The following is a 17,616-nucleotide window of genomic DNA, read 5'->3' on the forward strand; positions in this document are numbered from 1 at the left end:
TTACACAGCTAGGCAGGCCGGCAACCGAAAGCGCAGCGATCGCCGCGCAGGCCCCCGGCACCGCAAGTACCGGATACCCCGCCGCACGCACCGCGCCGACCAGCGCATAGCCCGGGTCGCTGACCAGGGGCGTGCCGGCATCACTGATCAAAGCCACCGAATCGCCGGCCGCCAGTCGATTGACGATGGTATCGATGCGCGCGCCTTCGTTGTGCTCGTGCAACGACATCATGGGCGTATCGATGCCCAGGTGGCGGGTCAGGCGCGCGCTGTGACGGGTATCTTCGGCGGCGATCAATGCCACCTCTGCGAGCGTGCGCCGCGCCCGATCGCTGAAATCGCCGAGGTTGCCGATGGGCGTGGCCACAATCCAGAGTGCGGCCGTGGTCGATTGCATAGTCGTTTCACGACGTCGTAGGGGTGGCGCTGATATTATGCAGGCCATACCGGCGCGCTTGGGGGATACGGCGCGCAAACCTGGGAGTTGCAAATATTATGACCGTCTCTAAAAAGCTATCGCTGGGCCCGATCGCCGTCCTGCTTATTGCGCTGATGCTGGCCGGCTGCGCCGAGCAGTTACGACAGGCCCAGGGCCAGTTCGGCAACGCCCAGGCCGGCACGCCCGAGGAGGCGGTCGCACAAGGCGATTACGCCCGTGCTGCCGAACTTTATGCCCAGGCCTCGGCCAGCACCTCGGACCGTGATCGGTCACGACAGCTGCGCTTCGAAGCCGGGTTGGCCGCCGCCCAGGCCGGCGACGCCGAGATGGCCAAGCAGATCCTGTCGAGCTTTCCGCCCAGCACGCTCAACGACCTGGAACGGGCCCGCTACAAATTGGCGCGCCGCGAAGTGAATCTCGTGGGCACACCGCCGGCGGCAGCGCTCGAACAGCTGCCCCCACCGGGCAGCGGCACGCCGCCCCAGGTGGCCGAACGGGTCTGGGAAAAACGCGCCCAGCTGCATTTCGAACAGAACAACCTGATCGCCGGAATCGGCGCGCTCGTGCAGCGCGGCGTATGGCTGGTCGACGACCGCATGCTGCGCGGCAACGACGACAACATCTATTCCAAGGCGCTGGATGCCATCACCCGAGGCCAGGGCCCGCAAAGCCAGGCCGCCCAGGATGCCGATCAGACCACGGTGGGCTGGCTGGCGCTTGCCGAGATCGGCCAGCGCCGCTGGAACAGCCGCAACGAACGCGACCAGGCGCTGGCGGCCTGGGAAGAACGTTTTCCGCAGCATCCGGCCACCCGGAGCATACTCGATCAGCGCTTTGACTATCGCGCCCGCACCTCCCCGGTCGAGCGCAGCCGCCCCGGCCAGCGCTTCGGGCAGGCTCCGCGCCCGCAAAACGATAGCGTGGCCCTGGCGTTGCCCATGACGGGCAACTTTTCGAGCGCGGCCAAGGCCATTCGCGACGGCTTCATGTTTGCCTACGAAAACGACAGCAGCAAACCGGCCCGCCCGCAGGTCTACGACACCAGCGCCATGAGCGCGAGTGAATTGCTGCAGCGGGCGCAGAGCGACCGGGTGGGCATTCTGGTGGGCCCGCTCGACAAACCGAAGGTCGCGGAGCTCGCACGCCTGGACAGCCAGATCCCGACCGTCGGTCTCAATTACACCGATACGCCTGACAGCCGCCCCGGCTTTTATCAGTTCGCCCTCGCGCCCGAGGACGAAGCCCGCGAGGTCGCACGCCAGGCCGCTGCCAAGGGCCGCACGCGCGCGCTGGCCCTGGTGCCCAGCGGCGACTGGGGCATGCGCGTGTTCAACGCGTTTCGCAGCGAGCTGGAAAAACGCGGCGGCCAGGTCGTCGACCAGGCAACCTATGAGCCCAGCGAGCCGGATCACCGCGACCCGATTCAGCGCCTGCTACAGAGTTATCGCCGCGGCGGCGCCGACTATATCTTCGTGGCGGCCCAACCCGCCCAGGCACGCCTGATCCGCAGCCAGCTTCGCTATTACCGGGCACGCAACCTGGCCATGCTGACCACCTCGCATGCCTATACCGGCAGCCCCGATCCGGGCGAGGATATCGACCTCAACGGCGTCGAGTTCGTCGACATGCCCTGGGTGGTCGGCGCCGGCGATTTTCTCGACTCGCGCCGCGCCGAAGCGATTCAACGCTATGGCACGACCGCCGAGCACTACGAGCGTCTGTTCGCCATGGGCATGGACGCATGGAAGCTTGCCGATCGTATCGCCGAGCGTGGCCTGCGCCCGGACGATCTGTTCGAAGGCATGACCGGCGTGCTCAAGGTCAACCCCGATGGCACCATCCGGCGCTATCTGGCCTGGGCGGTATTCCGCGACGGCGAGCCGGAGCTGGTGGAAATGCCGTCGATCAGCGACGCCAAGAACGACGACGCCGGGTCGTCGACCGCCCGCGATCCTTGGGCCCGCTAATACGATCGGGGCGCGCGCCGGCGGTCCGGCGGCGCATGGCGCCCGGCCGCCGGGACGCGGCCAGGGCATGCGAGCACCCTGGCGGCGCCCCGCGCTAGGTTTGCGCATGCGTCGAAGCACGCTTGCAACCGGGCACGACGCAGAAGATGTGGTGGATCGCGCCGCGCGCAAGCGCGGCTGGAAGCGTATCGAGCGCAATTACAACGTCCGCGGCGGTGAGCTGGACCTGGTCTACGATGCCCGCGGCACTCTGGTAATTGTCGAGGTTCGCTATCGCACGCGCAGCGACTACGGCAGCGCTGCGGCCACGGTCACACGCAGCAAGCAGCAGCGCATCGTACGGGCCGCCCGTCATTTTCTGGTGCAATATCCGCGCTATGCGCAGGCCACGATTCGTTTCGATGTGGTCGGCGTAAATGCCCACAACGAACTCGACTGGATAGAGAACGCTTTCTATGCCGAATGAAGCCGATACCCGCCTGCAGCTGATCGGGCAGCTTTTCGCCGACAATGCACAGGCCAATATGGCCACCCTGGCTGCCAACGACCGGCAAATCGTCGCCGCCGCCGATCTGCTGATCGATTGCCTGGATCGCGGCCACAAGATCCTGTCCTGCGGCAACGGCGGCTCCGCCGGCGACGCACAGCATTTTTCCTCGGAGTTGATCAACCGCTTCGAGCGCGAGCGGCGCGCCTTGCCCGCCGTCGCGTTAACCACAGAAAGCTCCACGCTGACCGCGATCGCCAACGACTACGCCTACGAGCGGCTGTTCGCGCGTCAGATCGAAGCCCTGGGCCAGCCCGGCGACGTCCTGCTGGCGATCAGTACCAGCGGCAATTCCGCCAACGTCTGTGAAGCCGTGGACAGCGCCCACGCGCAGGGGCTGAACGTGCTCGCTCTGACCGGCAAGGAAGGCGGCCGCATGGCCGCGCTTCTCCAGGAACAGGACGTCGAGCTAAGAGCGGCATCGAACAGCACCGCGCGCATCCAGGAGATGCACCTGCTGTTCATCCACTGCCTGTGCCGCCTGATCGAGGATCACTTGCTCGACTGAGCGCCTGCGGCCGGGCTGCCGCAGCAGGCTTGCCCTATTTAACCACCTTGAGATGCGGGTGCTTGCTCTTGGTGTCGCTGCCCTCTTCGTGCGTATCGGCGTCCGTGCCGCTGCCCGGCCCGTCATCGGGTGGCGTGGGCGCGGCTTCCACCTCTCCGAAGAGCATGCCCTCGCCGTTTTCGCGTGCATACAGCGCGAGCACCGCGCCCGGCGGCAGGCTCACGTTGTAGCTCTGCCCGGAAAAACGCGCCGAGAAACTGATCAGCTCATTTTCCAACGCCAGCCCGCGCACCGCGCCGGGGCTGATATTGACCGTGATCTTGCCATCCTCGGTAACGAATTGACGCGGCACATCGACGCCGTCGGCGTCGGCAGCAACCAGCAGATGGGGCGTCAGATCGTTATCGAGCACCCAGTCGTAAAGGGCGCGAATCAGGTACGGCCGGCGGGACGTCAGTTCGGCCATGAGCACAACCTCAAATCAGTAGCAAAGCGAATGATCTGCGTCCAACGGTGGGGCAGATCGCGCGTATAAACAAGTCGTGGGAATACGGGCAACGCCAGCGCAGGCGAGCGCCCGCAGCGACAACCGGTCGCTCAGCGCTTGGGCGGCAGCTGGCCCATTTCGGCCTCGATGGCCGACAGGCTTTCGGCAAAGGCCGGGCGCGCAAACAGGCGCTGCGCGTAGCTGCCAAGCGTTTTCGCATGCCGCGGCGGCAGCTTGACGCCGTAGTGCTCGAGACGCCATAGAATCGGCGCGAGCGTGCAGTCCACCAGCGAAAACTCCTCGCCGATATACTCACGCGGCGAAAAATCCGCGGCCAGCGTGGTCAGCAGCTCGGTCATGCGTTCGCGCGCCTTGCGGGCCACGGCAGGCGTACCGTCGAGATCCTCACACAGCTCGTAAAGATCCGCCTCCATGCGAAAGATGGCCAGGCGATACTGGGCTCGCAGCACCGGATCCACCGGCATGAGCGGCGGGTGCGGATAACGCTCGTCGATATACTCCAGGATGATGCGCGGGTCGTAGACCACGAGATCACGATCGACCAGCGTGGGCACCGTGTTATAGGGATTGAGCTCGAGAAGATCCTCGCTTTCCTCGTCTTCTCGAAGCTCGACCACCGTATAACTGGCCACGCCCTTTTCGGCCATGATCAGTCGCACCCGGTGGCTGTGTACACAGCCCGGGCGCGAATAGAGCGTAATCGTAGCGCTACGACTGGCCATGAATCAGCTTTCGAAGCGACGTGGTTTAATGCACATCGCGCCAGAATTCCCGCTTGAGCATATAGGCCAGCGCCGTGAACAACAGCAGGAACACGATCACCTTGAAGCCGAGCGAATAGCGCACCAGCTTGGCCGGCTCGCCCACGTAGACGAGAAAGTTGGTCAGATCGCCCACGGCCTGCTTGTACTCCGCCGGGTTGAGCTGGCCTTCCTGGATAAGCTCGAACTCCGGCGCGCCGTGGCCGGAACCGTGCGAACCCTCTTCTTCGTCGCCTTCGCTGTGCTTGAGCGCCTGATAACCCTGCAGCGGAGCAAGGACGGCGGGCATCGCCGTATTACTCATCACCACGTTGTTCACGCCGGTCGGGCGCGAGTCGTCGCGATAAAAGCTCAACAGGAAGCTATAGACCCAGTCCGCGCCGCGCTCACGCGCGGTCAGCGACAGATCCGGCGGCGCCTTGCCGAACCATTCGGCCGCGCTCTCGGCGTCCATCGTGCCCTGGATGGTGTCGTGGATCTTGCCGCGGGTCATCATGAGATTGTTCTCCATGACGTCCTCGGGAATCTCCAGATCTTCTGCAATCCGCTGATAGCGCATGTATTGCAGCGAGTGGCAGCCGGAGCAGTAGTTCATGAACATCTTGGCGCCACGCTGAAGCGAAGCCTGGTTGCCAAGATTGGTGTCATGGTGAAAAGGCACCGATTCACCACCGGCCGCCAATGCGGCCAGCGGCATCATCAGAAACAGCGCAATGAGGAACCGACGCATCATCCCGTCACCCTTTCCGGAACCGGCTTGGTCCTGTCGATCGCGCTATAGAACGGCATCAACAGGAAGAAGGCGAAATAGATCGCAGTACAAATCTGCGCGATGGTTGTCAGCAACGGGCTCGGCGCCTGGGTGCCGATATAGCCGAGGGTGATGAAAGCCACCACGAAAATCGCGAGCATTGCTTTGAAGATCAGCCCTTTGTAGCGAATCGACTTGACCTTGCTTCGATCCAGCCACGGCAGCACGAACAGAATCAGTACCGCGCCAAACATGGCGATCACGCCCAGCAGCTTGGCAGGCACGCCCAACACTTCGAAGTTAATCGCACGCAGGATCGCGTAGAACGGCGTGAAGTACCACACCGGCGCAATGTGCTCGGGTGTGACCGACGGATTCGCTTCGGTGAAGTTCGGCGGCTCCAGGAAAAACCCGCCGAACTCCGGCGCGAAGAAGATCACGCCGCAGAACAGGATCAGGAACACGCCCACGCCGAACAGATCCTTCACCGTGTAATAAGGGTGGAAAGGAATACCGTCGGCCGGGTGGCCGTCGGCGTTCTTGTTGGCCTTGATCTCGATACCGTCGGGGTTGTTCGAGCCCACGTGATGCAGCGCCATGATGTGCGCGATCACCAGACCGACCAGCACGAACGGCAGCGCCACGACGTGCAACGCGAAGAAGCGATTGAGCGTGGCATCGCCAATGACGAAGTCACCGCGAATCCAGGTCGTGAGCTGCTCGCCGATCACCGGGATAGCCGAGAACAGCGAGATGATCACCTGCGCACCCCAGTAGGACATATTGCCCCACGGCAGCACGTAGCCCATGAAGGCCTCGGCCATCAACGCCAGGAAGATCAGGCAACCGAAGATCCACAGCAGCTCGCGCGGCTTGCGGTACGAGCCGTACAGCAGAGCGCGGAACATGTGCAGATAGACCACGATAAAGAAGAACGATGCACCCGTGGAATGCATGTAGCGAATCAGCCAGCCCCATTCCACGTCGCGCATGATGTAGGCGACAGAGCCGAACGCCTCGGCGGCGGACGGCTTGTAGAACATCGCGAGCCAGATACCCGTGAGCAGCTGGTTGGCCAGCACCAGCATGGCCAGCGAGCCAAAGTAGTACCAGACGTTGAAGTTCTTCGGGGCGTAGTACTGGCCGATGTGTTCGTTCCACAGCTGGGTCGCCGGGAACCGGGCATCGACCCAGTTCATGAACTTGCTTGCCATTTTACGCAGCCTCCTCGCCGCCCTGGTTCGGATCCTCGCCTACCACTATAAGGCTGTCGCTCTCATAGCGATGCGGCGGCACCACCATATTCAGCGGCGCAGGCACGCCCGAATAGACCCGGCCTGCGATATCGAACTTGGAGCCATGGCAGGGGCAAAAGAAGCCGCTATAGGACAACTGGCCGCCATCGGCTTCCGGTCGATACTTGGGCGAGCAGCCCAGATGCGTGCAAATACCCACCATCACCAGCACCGCCGGCTCGATCGAGCGGTGCTTGTTGCGGCAGTATTCCGGCTGCTGGTCGGCCTTGGATTCGGGATCGGACAGCTGGGGTGCGACCTCGTCCAGGGTTTCGAGCATGTCCGGCGTGCGGCGCACGACCCAGACCGGTTTGCCTCGCCAGGTCACGCTCACGAGCGCGCCCTCTTCCAACGCAGCGATGTTGACTTCCACCGGAGCGCCAGCCGCCCTGGCGCGCGCACTCGGCAGCCAGGACTTGACGAACGGTGTGGCCACAAAGGCCGCGCCCACGCCACCGACGGCTGCGGTGGCGGTGGTCAAAAATCGGCGCTTGCCGACGTCGACCCCCTCTTTGCTCATGCGTAAAACCTCTTCGAGCAGGGCAGAAATGCCGGTTCGATTTTTCTAATGGGTGCGTGATCCGCGGCGTGACAGGACGCCGCAATGGAGTCGAAAAAGTATAGCACAGCGCGGCGCAATCAAAGCTGACTCAGCCCTGGCCTTCGTCGCCGCGTACGCGCGCAGACGCCGCATGGGCATACAGCCCCTCGCCCACGGCAAGCTCGGCGGCGACCGGCGCCAGCGCGGCTGCGCCGCGCGGACTGGCCTGGATGATGGACAGGCGCTTCTGGAAATCGTAGACCCCAAGCGCCGACGAAAACCGCGCCGTGCGCCCGGTGGGCAGCACGTGGTTGGGCCCGGCACAGTAGTCGCCAAAGGCTTCGGGGGTGCGATGCCCCATGAAGATCGCGCCGGCGTGCTCGATCGAATCCAGCAGCGCCTCCGGATCGGCGACGGCGAGCTCCAGATGTTCGGGGGCTATCCGATTGGACAAGGCCATGGCTTCGGCCATGTCGGCGACCGCGATCAGCGCGCCGTGGTTGGCCAGCGATGCGCGGATGATCTCGTGCCGCGGCTGGTCTTCGATCAGGCGTTCGACAGCGGCTTCGACAGCGGTAAGAAAATCCCGGTCCGGACTGATCAACAGCGCCCGCGAATCCTCGCCGTGCTCGGCCTGGGCGAACAGATCCAGCGCTGCCCATTCCGGATCGCCGCTGCCATCGGCAACGATCAGTACTTCGGACGGCCCGGCGACCGATTCGATGCCCACCCGGCCAAATACCTGGCGCTTGGCTTCGGCCACATAGGCGTTGCCCGGGCCGACGATCTTGTCGACACAGGGCACGCTGTGCGTGCCGTAGGCCAGCGCGGCGACGGCCTGCGCGCCGCCGATAGTGAAAAAGCGGTCCACCCCGGCGAGCGCAGCCGCGGCCAGCACCCAGTCGTTGACTTCACCGCCCGGCGCGGGCGACACCATGATGATCTGCGACACGCCGGCCACCCGGGCCGGCAGCGCGTTCATCAGCACGCTCGACGGATAGGCGGCCTTGCCGCCCGGCGCATACACACCGGCCCGCTCGATCGGGCGCACCAGCTGCCCCAGGCGGTTGCCGTATTCGTCTTCGTAGGACTGGGCTTCGATCTTCTGCGATTCGGCATAGCGTTGGATACGATCGGCCGCGGTTTCCAGCGCGGCACGCGGCTGCGCGGGCATTGCATCGAGCGCAGCACTCAGTCGCGCCGGGGCGATTTCCAGGGCGGCCATATCGGTCGCCGGATGCCGATCCAGCTCGCGCGTGTACGCCACCACCGCTTCGTCGCCGCGTTCGCGCACGTCGGCAATAATGGCCGCCACCCGGCTATCGATCTCGGCCTGGGCCGGCGTATCGTGATCGATGAGCGCTTCGAAGCGTGCCTCGAAGTCCTGGCTCGCACTGTCGAGACGCTGCATCACGCCGGGCCTCCGGCATTCGGGTCGAACAGATCGATCAACTCACCGATTTCGGCATGCTTCATCTTCTGTGCGGCCTTGTTGACGACCAGACGCGCGCTGATGTCCTCGATCACCTCGAACGGCTCCAGGCCGTTGGCACGCAGCGTGTTGCCGGTATCGACCAGATCCACGATCACGTCCGCCAGGCCGACCAGCGGCGCCAGCTCCATCGAGCCGTAGAGCTTGATGATCTCGACCTGCCGGCCGAGCCGCGAAAAATAGGCACGGGTGGTTTCGACATACTTGGTCGCCACCCGCAGCGGGCGATGCCCGGCTGCCTCCATCGCCCCGGGCAGCCCGGCGGTCATGAGCTTGCAGCGGGCGATGCCCAGATCCAGCGGTTCGTACAGATCCGCGCCGCCGTGTTCAATCAGCACGTCCTTGCCGGAAATGCCGATATCGGCCGCGCCATACGCCACGAACGTCGGCACATCCGACGCCCGTATAACGAGCAGACGCAGTCCGGGCCGGTTGGTTTCGAACACCAGCTTGCGCGACTTGTCGGGGTCGACCTCCGGCTCGATGCCGGCCGCAGCCAGCAGGGGCAGCGTGGCTTCCAGAATGCGCCCTTTCGACAGGGCAAGCGTAACCTGACGGCTCATGCCCCCACCTCGCGCGCGGTGACCGGCGCCCGGTCGGGCAGGCGCTGGATATGACCGCCGAGCTGCGCCATCTTCTCCTCGATGCATTCATATCCGCGATCGATATGATAAATCCGGCGTACGTCGGTCGAGCCGTCGGCCACCAGCCCGGCGATAACCAGCGAGGCCGAGGCACGCAGATCGGTGGCCATGACCGGCGCGCCAGTCAGGCGCTCGATACCGGTCACGATGACGGTATTGCCTTCCTGACGAATCTTCGCGCCCATGCGCTGCAGTTCGGAGACGTGCATGAAGCGGTTTTCGAACACGGTTTCGGTCACCGTACCCACACCACTGGACAGCGCATTGAGCACACAGAACTGGGCCTGCATATCGGTAGGAAAGCCCGGATACGGGGCGGTGCGCAGATTCACGGCCTTGGCCTGCTTGCCGCGCATATCGACCTCGATCCAGTCGTTGCCGGTCGCGACATGCGCGCCGGCTTCGGCCAGCTTGTCGGTGATTGCATCGACCAGGCTTGGATCGGTATGGGTCACCTTCACGCGACCGCGGCTGGCCGCGCCGGCCACAAGAAAGGTGCCGGTTTCGATACGATCGGGCAGCACGCGATGACGGGCGCCGTGCAGCTTGTCCTTGCCGCGAATGGTAATCGTGGACGTGCCCGCGCCTTCGATTTCCGCACCCATGGCGATCAGACACTTGGCCAGGTCCACGACTTCCGGCTCGCGGGCCGCGTTTTCGAGGATGGTGACGCCGTCGGCCAGCGTGGCTGCCATCATCAGATTCTCGGTGCCGGTGACGGTGACCGTATCCATGGCGATACGTGCGCCCTTGAGTCGCGATGCCTTGGCTTTCACGTAGCCGGCTTCGACCCGAATCTCAGCGCCCATGGCTTCCAGACCGCGTAGATGGATATCCACCGGGCGTGCCCCGATCGCGCAACCGCCGGGCAGCGACACCTCGGCCTCGCCGTGGCGGGCCAGCAGCGGGCCGAGCACGAGAATCGAGGCGCGCATGGTCTTGACCAGATCGTAGGGCGCAACACAGCGGGTGATCGTCGACGCATCAGCCTCGACCACCATGTAGTCGCCGATGGTGACCGACACGCCCATATGCGCCAGCAGCACATTGGTGGTGGTCACATCTTCCAGATGCGGCACGTTCTCCACCAGCAGCGGCTCGTCGATAAGCAGCGCCGCGGTCATGATCGGCAAGGTGGCATTCTTCGCCCCGGACGCACGCACGCTGCCGTTCAACGGCGGCCCACCCTCGATACGCAGTAGATCCATCGCGCGAAATCCTAAAAGGTACTTAAGTGATCAGGATACGGACGCGAACTCGTCAGGCGTCCAGGTTTTCATCGTCAGCGCATGAATTTCGTTACCCATGAGCTCACCCAGCGCGGCATAGACCATCATCTGGCGCTTGACCGGCGGCTTGCCCTCGAAATCCTCGCTGATGATACGACCGGCGAAATGCACGCCGTCGTCGCTCACGATCTTCACGTCGGCGTCCGGCAGGGCGGCAAGAATGAGTTCGCGTACGGCTTCCGGGCTATACATGATTCGGCGTCTTTGGAAATCGGGCGCGAAATGCTAGCACGAGCGAAGTCGTCACGGCCCGGTTCGCGGCTCAGCCTCGAATCTTGTAACCCTTGGCCAGCATGACCACACAAATCGTCGACACAAAGGCAAAGAAGGCCGCCGCGACCGCCACACTGCGCAACGGGTCGCTGTCGCCAACGCCGAAAAAGCCCTGGCGAAAACCGTCGATCATGTAGAAGAACGGATTGAAGTGCGACGCCTTCTGCCAGAACTCGGGCAGCGAATGAATCGAGTAGAACACGCCGGACAGAAACGACAGCGGCATGATGAAGAAATTCTGAAACGCGGCCAGATGATCGAACTTGTTCGCCAGAATGCCCGCGATCAGCCCCATCACCGCCAGCGTGCCGCCGCCGAAGACCAGCATCGTGACCACCAGCAGCGGGTTGGCGATTGGCACCGTCACGAACAGCTGTGTGACCAGATACAACACGCAGGCCACCAGCGTCGCGCGCACCAGCGATGCGCCGATATAGGCCAGGTAGATCTCGAACGCCGACAACGGCGTCATCAGCAAGAACACCAGATTGCCGTTGATCTTGGACTGGGTCAGGCTCGAGGACGTATTGGCGAACGAATTCTGAATGATGCTCATCATCATCAGTCCCGGCACCAGAAACGCCGAGGCTGGTACGCCCTGGATTTCCTGGCCCTGGAGCACCTGGCCGAACACCACCATGTAGAGCAGCGCGGTGACCACCGGCGCGCCGACCGTCTGCAGGATAACGCTGTAGAAGCGCCGGACTTCCTTGGAAAAAAGCGTGAAGCAGCCCTGCCAGTTCATGCGGCGCCCTCGTCACGGTCGTTGGAGTGGTCGGTGAGCTCGACGAAGATATTCTCCAGCGATGGCTCACGCGTGCGTACATCCTGAATGCGATAGCCCGCGTCCCGGATCTGCTCCATCACATCGGCAATGAAATCCTTGCCCTGCTCGAGCTTGAGATCGAGGGTGTCGTCGTGGCGATCCTCGATGAGCCGCTCGACGCTGGCCGGCAATGCGCCGCCGTTACCCGACAGCTGCAGGGACAGAAAGCGATAAGGATGGCGATCGAGCAGCGCGCGCTTGTCTTCGAGTACCGACAGCCGCCCGCGGTCGAGGATCGCGATACGATCGCACAGCTCTTCGGCCTCTTCCAGATAATGCGTGGTCAGCACGATGGTATGGCCGGCCTCGTTGAGTTCGCGGGTGAAATGCCAGAGCGTGCGCCGCAGCTCCACGTCCACGCCGGCCGTCGGCTCATCGAGAATGACCACCTGCGGCTTGTGTACCAGCGCCTGGGCGATGAGCACGCGCCGCTTCATGCCACCGGAGAGCGCGCGCATCGAAACCTCTGCCTTGTCGGTCAGGTCGAGGCGTTCGAGCAGCTCGTCGATCCACGGCCAGTAGTCCTTGCCGCAGCCGAAATAGCCGGCCTGGATACGCAGCATTTCGCGCACCGGAAAGAACGGGTCGTAAACCAGCTCCTGGGGCACCACGCCGAGCGCACGGCGAGAGCGGCGAAAATCGCGGCGCACGTCGTGGCCGAGCACGGACACGCTGCCGGCCGTGGCATGGGCGAGACCGGCAATGATGCTGATCAGGGTGGATTTTCCGGCCCCGTTGGGCCCGAGCAGGCCGAAATACTCACCCGGACGAATATCGAAGGACACCCCCTTGAGCGCATGGGTGCTGGGGTAGCGTTTTTCGACGTTCTGTATGGAGATAGCGGGTTCGGTCATCGCAGCCGCACGGGTCGAACAAAAGGGCGCGCATTATACGGGGCGCATGCAAACCTGCATACGACAACGACCGGCGATCATCGAACGATTGACCGAAAGCCTGAACGAACAACATGTTGGCGTGTCGCAGCTACGCTAGAATGAGGGTATGAACGCACAGGACATCATGAATTCGGCTCGACGCGTCATCGATATCGAAGCCGTGGCCGTGGCAGCGCTGGCAGCACGCATCGATACCCAGTTCGCAGCCGCGGCCGAAACGCTGATCGCCTGCCCGGGGCGCGTGGTGGTGACCGGCATGGGCAAATCCGGTCATATCGCGGGCAAGATCGCGGCCACGCTGGCCTCTACCGGCACGCCCGCTTTCTTCGTGCATCCGGGCGAGGCAAGCCACGGCGATCTGGGCATGATCACCGCACAGGACGTGGTCATCGCCCTGTCCTATTCCGGCGAAACCGGCGAGATCCTCACGATTCTGCCGCTGATCAAGCGCCTGGACGTGCCGCTGATCGCGATGACCGGCAATGCCGAGTCGACCCTGGCCCAGCGAGCCGACGTGCATCTGGATGTCGCCGTGGAACTCGAGGCCTGCCCGCTGGAGCTGGCGCCTACCTCCTCTACGACCGCCGCCTTGGTGATGGGCGATGCGCTGGCCATCGCGCTGCTCGAAGCGCGCCATTTCACCGCCGAGGACTTCGCCCGCTCCCATCCCGGTGGCGCGCTCGGTCGGCGACTGCTGCTGACCGTGGGCGATATCATGCACACCGGCGACGAGCTGCCGCGGGTATCGACGGACGCGCCGCTGCGCGAGGCACTGCTGGAAATGAGCGCGAAGGGGCTGGGCATGACCGGCGTCGTCGATGCCGATGGCCGCCTGGCGGGCGTATTTACCGATGGCGATCTGCGTCGCACACTGGATCAGGACATCGATATCAAACACGCCGGCATTGCCGATCACATGACCCGTTCCCCGAAAACCGTGACCGCCGACATGCTTGCTGCCGAAGCCGTGCGCCTGCTGCAGGCGCATCGTATCGGCGGCGGCGCGCTGCTGGTGGTGGATGCCGACAATCGCCCTGAAGGGGCGCTCAACATGCAGGATCTCCTGCGAGCCGGAGTGATATGAAACCCGAGTTCAGCGAAATCCAGAAGCGCGCTGCCGACATTCGTGTGGCCGTGTTCGACGTCGACGGCGTGATGACCGACGGCAAGCTTTATCTCTACGACCACGGCGAAGAGATAAAGAGCATGAGCGTACGCGACGGGCTGGGCATTCAACGCCTTCAGGCAGCCGGCGTGGCCGTGGCCGCAATCAGCGGCCGTCCCTCGCCGGCGGTGGCTGCACGCCTGCATTCCCTGGGCGTCGAGTACATCTATCTCGACAGCCACGACAAGCAGCTGGACTTCGAAGCCCTGCTGGCCGAACTCGAACTCACCCCCGATCAGGCCGCGGTCATGGGCGATGATCTGCCCGACCTGGGCCTGATGCGCCAGGCTCGCCTGGCCATGGCCGTGGCCGACGCGGTCGACGACGTCATCGAGAGCGCCCACTGGGTGAGTCGCTTCGACGGCGGTCAGGGTGCGGTTCGCGAAGCCTGCGAACTGATCATCGCCGCCCACGACGCGCGCTAGCGCCTGCCGACATGCTACGCATCGTCGCCATTCTGCTCGTGGCATCGGCCGTGCTTCTAGGTCTGCGCGTGATCAACAACGAGCGCACGTCAGGCGCCGATGATGCGCCGCGTCTGTCCACCCCGGACAACAGCGACTACTACATGAGCGATGCCGTCGTGCGCCAGATGGACGACAACGGCAGACTCGCCTATCGCATGACCGTCGGCGAAAGTCTGCACTTCGCGGACGACTCGGCTCGGCTCACGGATATTGACGTACACTACCTTGCAGGCACCAAAACCTACTGGGACGTAAGCGCCGAGCGCGGCCGCATACCCGCCGGCGAACGCGATATCTATCTCTACGACGGGGTCACGGGGCGGCATCCGCGGGTCAACGGCAACGTCGTCGAGATCGTCACCGACAACGCCTGGGTGCGCCCCGATACCGACCGTATCGACACGCAGGCCCATGTGACCGCCACCGAGCCCGGCCAACGCGTCGAAGGCGACGGCATGGAGGTCAACCTGAAAACCGACAAGCTGAGACTGCTCGAAAATGTACAAGTCACTTACACGCCGTAGGGGTCTGTCGGTCGCGCTGGTCGCGCTCGGGCTTGTGCTGGCAACCGGCGCAGCGCCTGCACAGCAACAGCCACTACCGATTCGTATCGAATCCAACAGCGCCGATCTGTCCCAGCAGCAAGGCACCAGCACCTATACGGGCAACGTGGTGCTCACCCGCGGCGGGCTCACCCTGACCGGCCACCGGCTGGTGGTGACGCGCATCAACGACCGCGGCAACATCAAGGCCGTGCTCGACGGCAGCCCGGCCAAGTTCGACAAGCAGCCCGATCGCGAGGGCAACGACGTGGTTACCGGCAACGCCGGCCAGATCGAATACACCAACAACGATTCCACCATCGTGCTGCGCGGCGATGCGGTGGTACGTCGCGGCGGTGACGAAATCAACGGTCAGGTCATCCGCCACAACCTGGACACCGAACGCACCCAGGCCGAACGGGGCGGATCGGACAGCAAGCGCGTGCGTATCACCATTCAGCCGCAAGAGGAAACGCAACCGTGAGTTCGACCGCCGGGACGGCGAACGGCCAGCGGCTGGTCGCCGAAAACCTGAGCAAGCGCTACAAGGGACGCGCGGTGGTTCAGGACGTCAGCCTGTCGCTGGCGCCGGGCGAAGTGGTGGGCCTGCTCGGGCCCAACGGCGCGGGCAAGACCACCTCTTTCTACATGATCGTGGGACTGGTCACGCCCGATACCGGGCAGATCATGCTCGGCGAACGCAGCCTGATCGGCCTGCCCATGCATGCCCGTGCGAAGCTGGGCATCGGCTATCTCCCACAGGAAGCCTCGGTCTTTCGCAAGCTGTCGGTGGCCGACAATATCCGCGCCATCCTGCAAATACGCCCCGGCCTGAACAAAGCCGATATCGACCGCGAACTCGCCTCGCTGCTCGACGAGCTGTCGATTGGCCATATCGCCGATTCCAAGGGCGTGAATCTGTCCGGCGGCGAACGCCGGCGGGTGGAAATCGCGCGCGCGCTCGCCGCCCAGCCGCAGTACATGCTGCTCGACGAACCGTTTGCCGGCATCGACCCCATTTCCATCGGCGATATCCGCAGCATCATCACGCATCTTAAAAACCGCGGCATCGGCGTGCTGATCACCGACCACAACGTGCGCGAGACGCTGTCGATCTGCGAGCGCGCCTATATCCTCAGCGACGGGGCCGTTATCGCAGACGGCCCGGGCGAAGCGATCCTGGCCGATCGCAAGGTACGGGAGGTCTACCTCGGCGAGGATTTCCGACTATGAAACAGTCGCTGAACCTCAATCTGTCGCAAAGCCTGACGATGACGCCTGCGTTGCAGCAGGCGATTCGCATGCTCCAGCTGTCCACCCTGGATCTCAAGACCGAGATCCAGGAAGCGCTGGAGTCCAACGTCATGCTCGAGGCGGATGATGGTCACGACGAAATCGACACCCGCGAAGCCAGCCGCGCGGAAAGCGCCGAAAGCCAGCGCAGCGCGAGCGAGGCCGGCGCCGAGATTCCCGAGAACCTGCCCGTCGACGCCGACTGGAACGACATCTACGCGGGCAGTGCCACGCCGGCACCGGCGCCGACCAGCGATGACGAAGACTACTGGGACTATCGCCAGGCCAACCTCACCAGCACGCCCGATCTGCACGCGCATCTGAGCTGGCAGGCGGACATGCACCGCTTTACCGAAACCCAGCGCGCCATTGCCGACCACGTCATCGATGCCATTAACGAACGCGGCCTGCTCGACGACTGGCCGGAGCTAGCACCGCGCCTTGCCCGGGATTTCGATACCGATGAGGCCGCGATTGAAACCGTACTCGGCGAAATTCACCGTTTCGACCCGCCGGGCGTTGCCGCGCGCTGTCTTGCCGAATGCCTGAGCATTCAGCTCCACCAGATGCCTGCAGCAACGCCGGGCCGTCATACCGCCCTGCGCATCATCGACGAGGAACCGCTGGAATGCCTCGCCTCGCGCGATCGCGCCGCGCTGGCGAGCCGGCTGGAAATCGAAACGCAGGCGCTGGAACGGGCGATCGCGCTTATCCAGACCCTGCAGCCCCACCCGGGCGAGGCGTTTTCCGACCACGAATCGAATTACGTGGTGCCCGAAGTCTTCGTCACCCGGCAGTCCTCGCGCTGGCAGGTGTCGCTGAACGCAGAGATCGCACCGCGTCTGCGCATCAACAGCCAGTATCTGGCGCTGATCAAGCGAGCCGACAAGAGCGCCGATCAGACCACGCTCAAGTCGCATCTGCAGGAGGCACGCTTCTTTCTCAACAGCCTCAAAAGCCGCAACGACACGCTGCTGCAGGTCGCACAAACGATTGTTGAAGCACAGCGCGCTTTTCTGGAATATGGTGAAGAAGCCATGAAGCCGCTGGTGTTGCGGGATGTGGCAGAACAGCTCGATATCCACGAATCCACCGTGTCGCGCGCCACGGCCAACAAATACATGCAGACCCCGCGCGGTATTTTCGAACTCAAGTATTTCTTTTCCAGCCACGTCTCGACGACGGATGGCGGCAGCGCCTCGGCAACGGCGATCCAGGCCATGATCAAGCGCATGGTCGCGGACGAGCGCCCCGGCAAGCCGCTTTCCGACAGCAAGCTCGCCGAGCTGTTGCTGGGAAACGGTATCAAGGTCGCCCGTCGCACGGTGGCCAAGTATCGCGAAGCCCTGTCGATCGCGCCCTCGCATGAGCGCCGGCGACAGGCCAGCTGAACCGCTTCACACGCGCTTTTC

The 17,616-nt window shown here is 63.9% G+C and carries 21 protein-coding genes; 9 read left to right on the top strand and 12 right to left on the bottom strand.

Annotation, left to right across the window (positions count from 1 at the left end; genetic code table 11):
• Window positions 1-397, bottom strand: a 397-nt coding sequence (gene rsmI, locus C84B14_RS05325; protein WP_353222427.1) for a 16S rRNA (cytidine(1402)-2'-O)-methyltransferase, incomplete at its 3' end; no start/stop codon positions are given.
• A 98-nt stretch (window positions 398-495) separates the two neighbouring features.
• Here rsmI and C84B14_RS05330 point away from each other — a divergent pair.
• The 3 genes from C84B14_RS05330 (at window position 496) to C84B14_RS05340 (ending at window position 3,461) form a co-directional block, all read left to right on the top strand.
• On the top strand, window positions 496-2,406 hold the full coding sequence (locus C84B14_RS05330; protein ID WP_353222429.1) for a penicillin-binding protein activator: 1,911 nt from the start codon (window positions 496-498) through the stop codon (window positions 2,404-2,406).
• A gap of 106 nt (window positions 2,407-2,512) precedes the next feature.
• A complete protein-coding gene (locus C84B14_RS05335) occupies window positions 2,513-2,872 on the top strand; it encodes a YraN family protein (RefSeq protein ID WP_348766439.1) in 360 nt (119 codons plus the stop codon).
• Window positions 2,862-3,461 (top strand): D-sedoheptulose-7-phosphate isomerase, encoded by a 600-nt coding sequence (locus C84B14_RS05340; protein WP_348766440.1) that lies wholly within the window; start codon window positions 2,862-2,864, stop codon window positions 3,459-3,461. Before C84B14_RS05335 ends, C84B14_RS05340 begins: the two co-directional genes overlap by 11 nt.
• Before the next feature lie 34 nt (window positions 3,462-3,495).
• Here the strand turns inward: C84B14_RS05340 and C84B14_RS05345 are convergent, their stop codons facing one another.
• From C84B14_RS05345 to C84B14_RS05395, 11 genes are all read right to left on the bottom strand, one after another.
• Window positions 3,496-3,918, bottom strand: a complete 423-nt coding sequence (locus C84B14_RS05345) for a ClpXP protease specificity-enhancing factor (protein ID WP_353222703.1) — start codon at window positions 3,916-3,918, stop codon at window positions 3,496-3,498.
• A 140-nt stretch (window positions 3,919-4,058) separates the two neighbouring features.
• A complete protein-coding gene (locus C84B14_RS05350; RefSeq protein WP_353222431.1) occupies window positions 4,059-4,691 on the bottom strand; it encodes a glutathione S-transferase N-terminal domain-containing protein in 633 nt (210 codons plus the stop codon).
• A gap of 25 nt (window positions 4,692-4,716) precedes the next feature.
• A complete protein-coding gene (locus tag C84B14_RS05355) occupies window positions 4,717-5,463 on the bottom strand; it encodes a cytochrome c1 (RefSeq protein ID WP_348766442.1) in 747 nt (248 codons plus the stop codon).
• Window positions 5,460-6,695 carry a cytochrome b gene (locus C84B14_RS05360; RefSeq protein WP_348766443.1) on the bottom strand — a complete coding sequence of 412 codons (1,236 nt, stop codon included), beginning with the start codon at window positions 6,693-6,695 and terminating at the stop codon, window positions 5,460-5,462. The genes C84B14_RS05355 and C84B14_RS05360 overlap by 4 nt, the downstream gene beginning before the upstream one ends.
• A gap of 1 nt (window position 6,696) precedes the next feature.
• A complete protein-coding gene (gene petA, locus C84B14_RS05365) occupies window positions 6,697-7,296 on the bottom strand; it encodes a ubiquinol-cytochrome c reductase iron-sulfur subunit (protein ID WP_348766444.1) in 600 nt (199 codons plus the stop codon).
• Window positions 7,297-7,426: 130 nt separating this feature from the next.
• On the bottom strand, window positions 7,427-8,728 hold the full coding sequence (hisD, locus tag C84B14_RS05370) for a histidinol dehydrogenase (protein WP_353222434.1): 1,302 nt from the start codon (window positions 8,726-8,728) through the stop codon (window positions 7,427-7,429).
• Window positions 8,728-9,372 carry an ATP phosphoribosyltransferase gene (hisG, locus tag C84B14_RS05375; protein WP_348766446.1) on the bottom strand — a complete coding sequence of 215 codons (645 nt, stop codon included), beginning with the start codon at window positions 9,370-9,372 and terminating at the stop codon, window positions 8,728-8,730. The genes hisD and hisG overlap by 1 nt, the downstream gene beginning before the upstream one ends.
• Window positions 9,369-10,661, bottom strand: a complete 1,293-nt coding sequence (murA, locus tag C84B14_RS05380) for a UDP-N-acetylglucosamine 1-carboxyvinyltransferase (RefSeq protein ID WP_353222436.1) — start codon at window positions 10,659-10,661, stop codon at window positions 9,369-9,371. The genes hisG and murA overlap by 4 nt, the downstream gene beginning before the upstream one ends.
• A 30-nt stretch (window positions 10,662-10,691) precedes the next feature.
• A complete protein-coding gene (locus C84B14_RS05385) occupies window positions 10,692-10,934 on the bottom strand; it encodes a BolA family protein (RefSeq protein ID WP_293628423.1) in 243 nt (80 codons plus the stop codon).
• Window positions 10,935-11,004: 70 nt separating this feature from the next.
• Entirely contained in the window at window positions 11,005-11,760 is a 756-nt protein-coding gene (locus C84B14_RS05390; protein WP_353222438.1) for an ABC transporter permease, read from the bottom strand.
• Window positions 11,757-12,695, bottom strand: a complete 939-nt coding sequence (locus C84B14_RS05395; RefSeq protein ID WP_353222440.1) for an ABC transporter ATP-binding protein — start codon at window positions 12,693-12,695, stop codon at window positions 11,757-11,759. Before C84B14_RS05395 ends, C84B14_RS05390 begins: the two co-directional genes overlap by 4 nt.
• Window positions 12,696-12,843: 148 nt before the next feature.
• Between C84B14_RS05395 and C84B14_RS05400 the strand changes: the two genes are divergently transcribed.
• From C84B14_RS05400 to C84B14_RS05425, 6 genes are read left to right on the top strand one after another with little or no spacing between them, the layout of a single operon-like run.
• Window positions 12,844-13,821: a KpsF/GutQ family sugar-phosphate isomerase gene (locus C84B14_RS05400; RefSeq protein WP_353222442.1), complete on the top strand. Its 978-nt coding sequence runs from the start codon at window positions 12,844-12,846 to the stop codon at window positions 13,819-13,821.
• Window positions 13,818-14,327 carry a KdsC family phosphatase gene (locus C84B14_RS05405; RefSeq protein ID WP_353222444.1) on the top strand — a complete coding sequence of 170 codons (510 nt, stop codon included), beginning with the start codon at window positions 13,818-13,820 and terminating at the stop codon, window positions 14,325-14,327. Before C84B14_RS05400 ends, C84B14_RS05405 begins: the two co-directional genes overlap by 4 nt.
• 11 nt (window positions 14,328-14,338) lie before the next feature.
• Window positions 14,339-14,893 carry an LPS export ABC transporter periplasmic protein LptC gene (gene lptC / locus C84B14_RS05410; protein WP_348766453.1) on the top strand — a complete coding sequence of 185 codons (555 nt, stop codon included), beginning with the start codon at window positions 14,339-14,341 and terminating at the stop codon, window positions 14,891-14,893.
• Window positions 14,868-15,395 (top strand): lipopolysaccharide transport periplasmic protein LptA, encoded by a 528-nt coding sequence (gene lptA, locus C84B14_RS05415; RefSeq protein ID WP_353222446.1) that lies wholly within the window; start codon window positions 14,868-14,870, stop codon window positions 15,393-15,395. Before lptC ends, lptA begins: the two co-directional genes overlap by 26 nt.
• Window positions 15,392-16,144, top strand: coding sequence for an LPS export ABC transporter ATP-binding protein (lptB, locus tag C84B14_RS05420; protein ID WP_348766455.1), 753 nt, complete (start codon window positions 15,392-15,394; stop codon window positions 16,142-16,144). Before lptA ends, lptB begins: the two co-directional genes overlap by 4 nt.
• Window positions 16,141-17,595, top strand: coding sequence for an RNA polymerase factor sigma-54 (locus C84B14_RS05425; RefSeq protein ID WP_353222448.1), 1,455 nt, complete (start codon window positions 16,141-16,143; stop codon window positions 17,593-17,595). The genes lptB and C84B14_RS05425 overlap by 4 nt, the downstream gene beginning before the upstream one ends.
• Window positions 17,596-17,616: the final 21 nt, after the last annotated feature.

The sequence above is a fragment of the Salinisphaera sp. C84B14 genome, assembly GCF_040361435.1.
Classification (GTDB): domain Bacteria; phylum Pseudomonadota; class Gammaproteobacteria; order Nevskiales; family Salinisphaeraceae; genus Salinisphaera.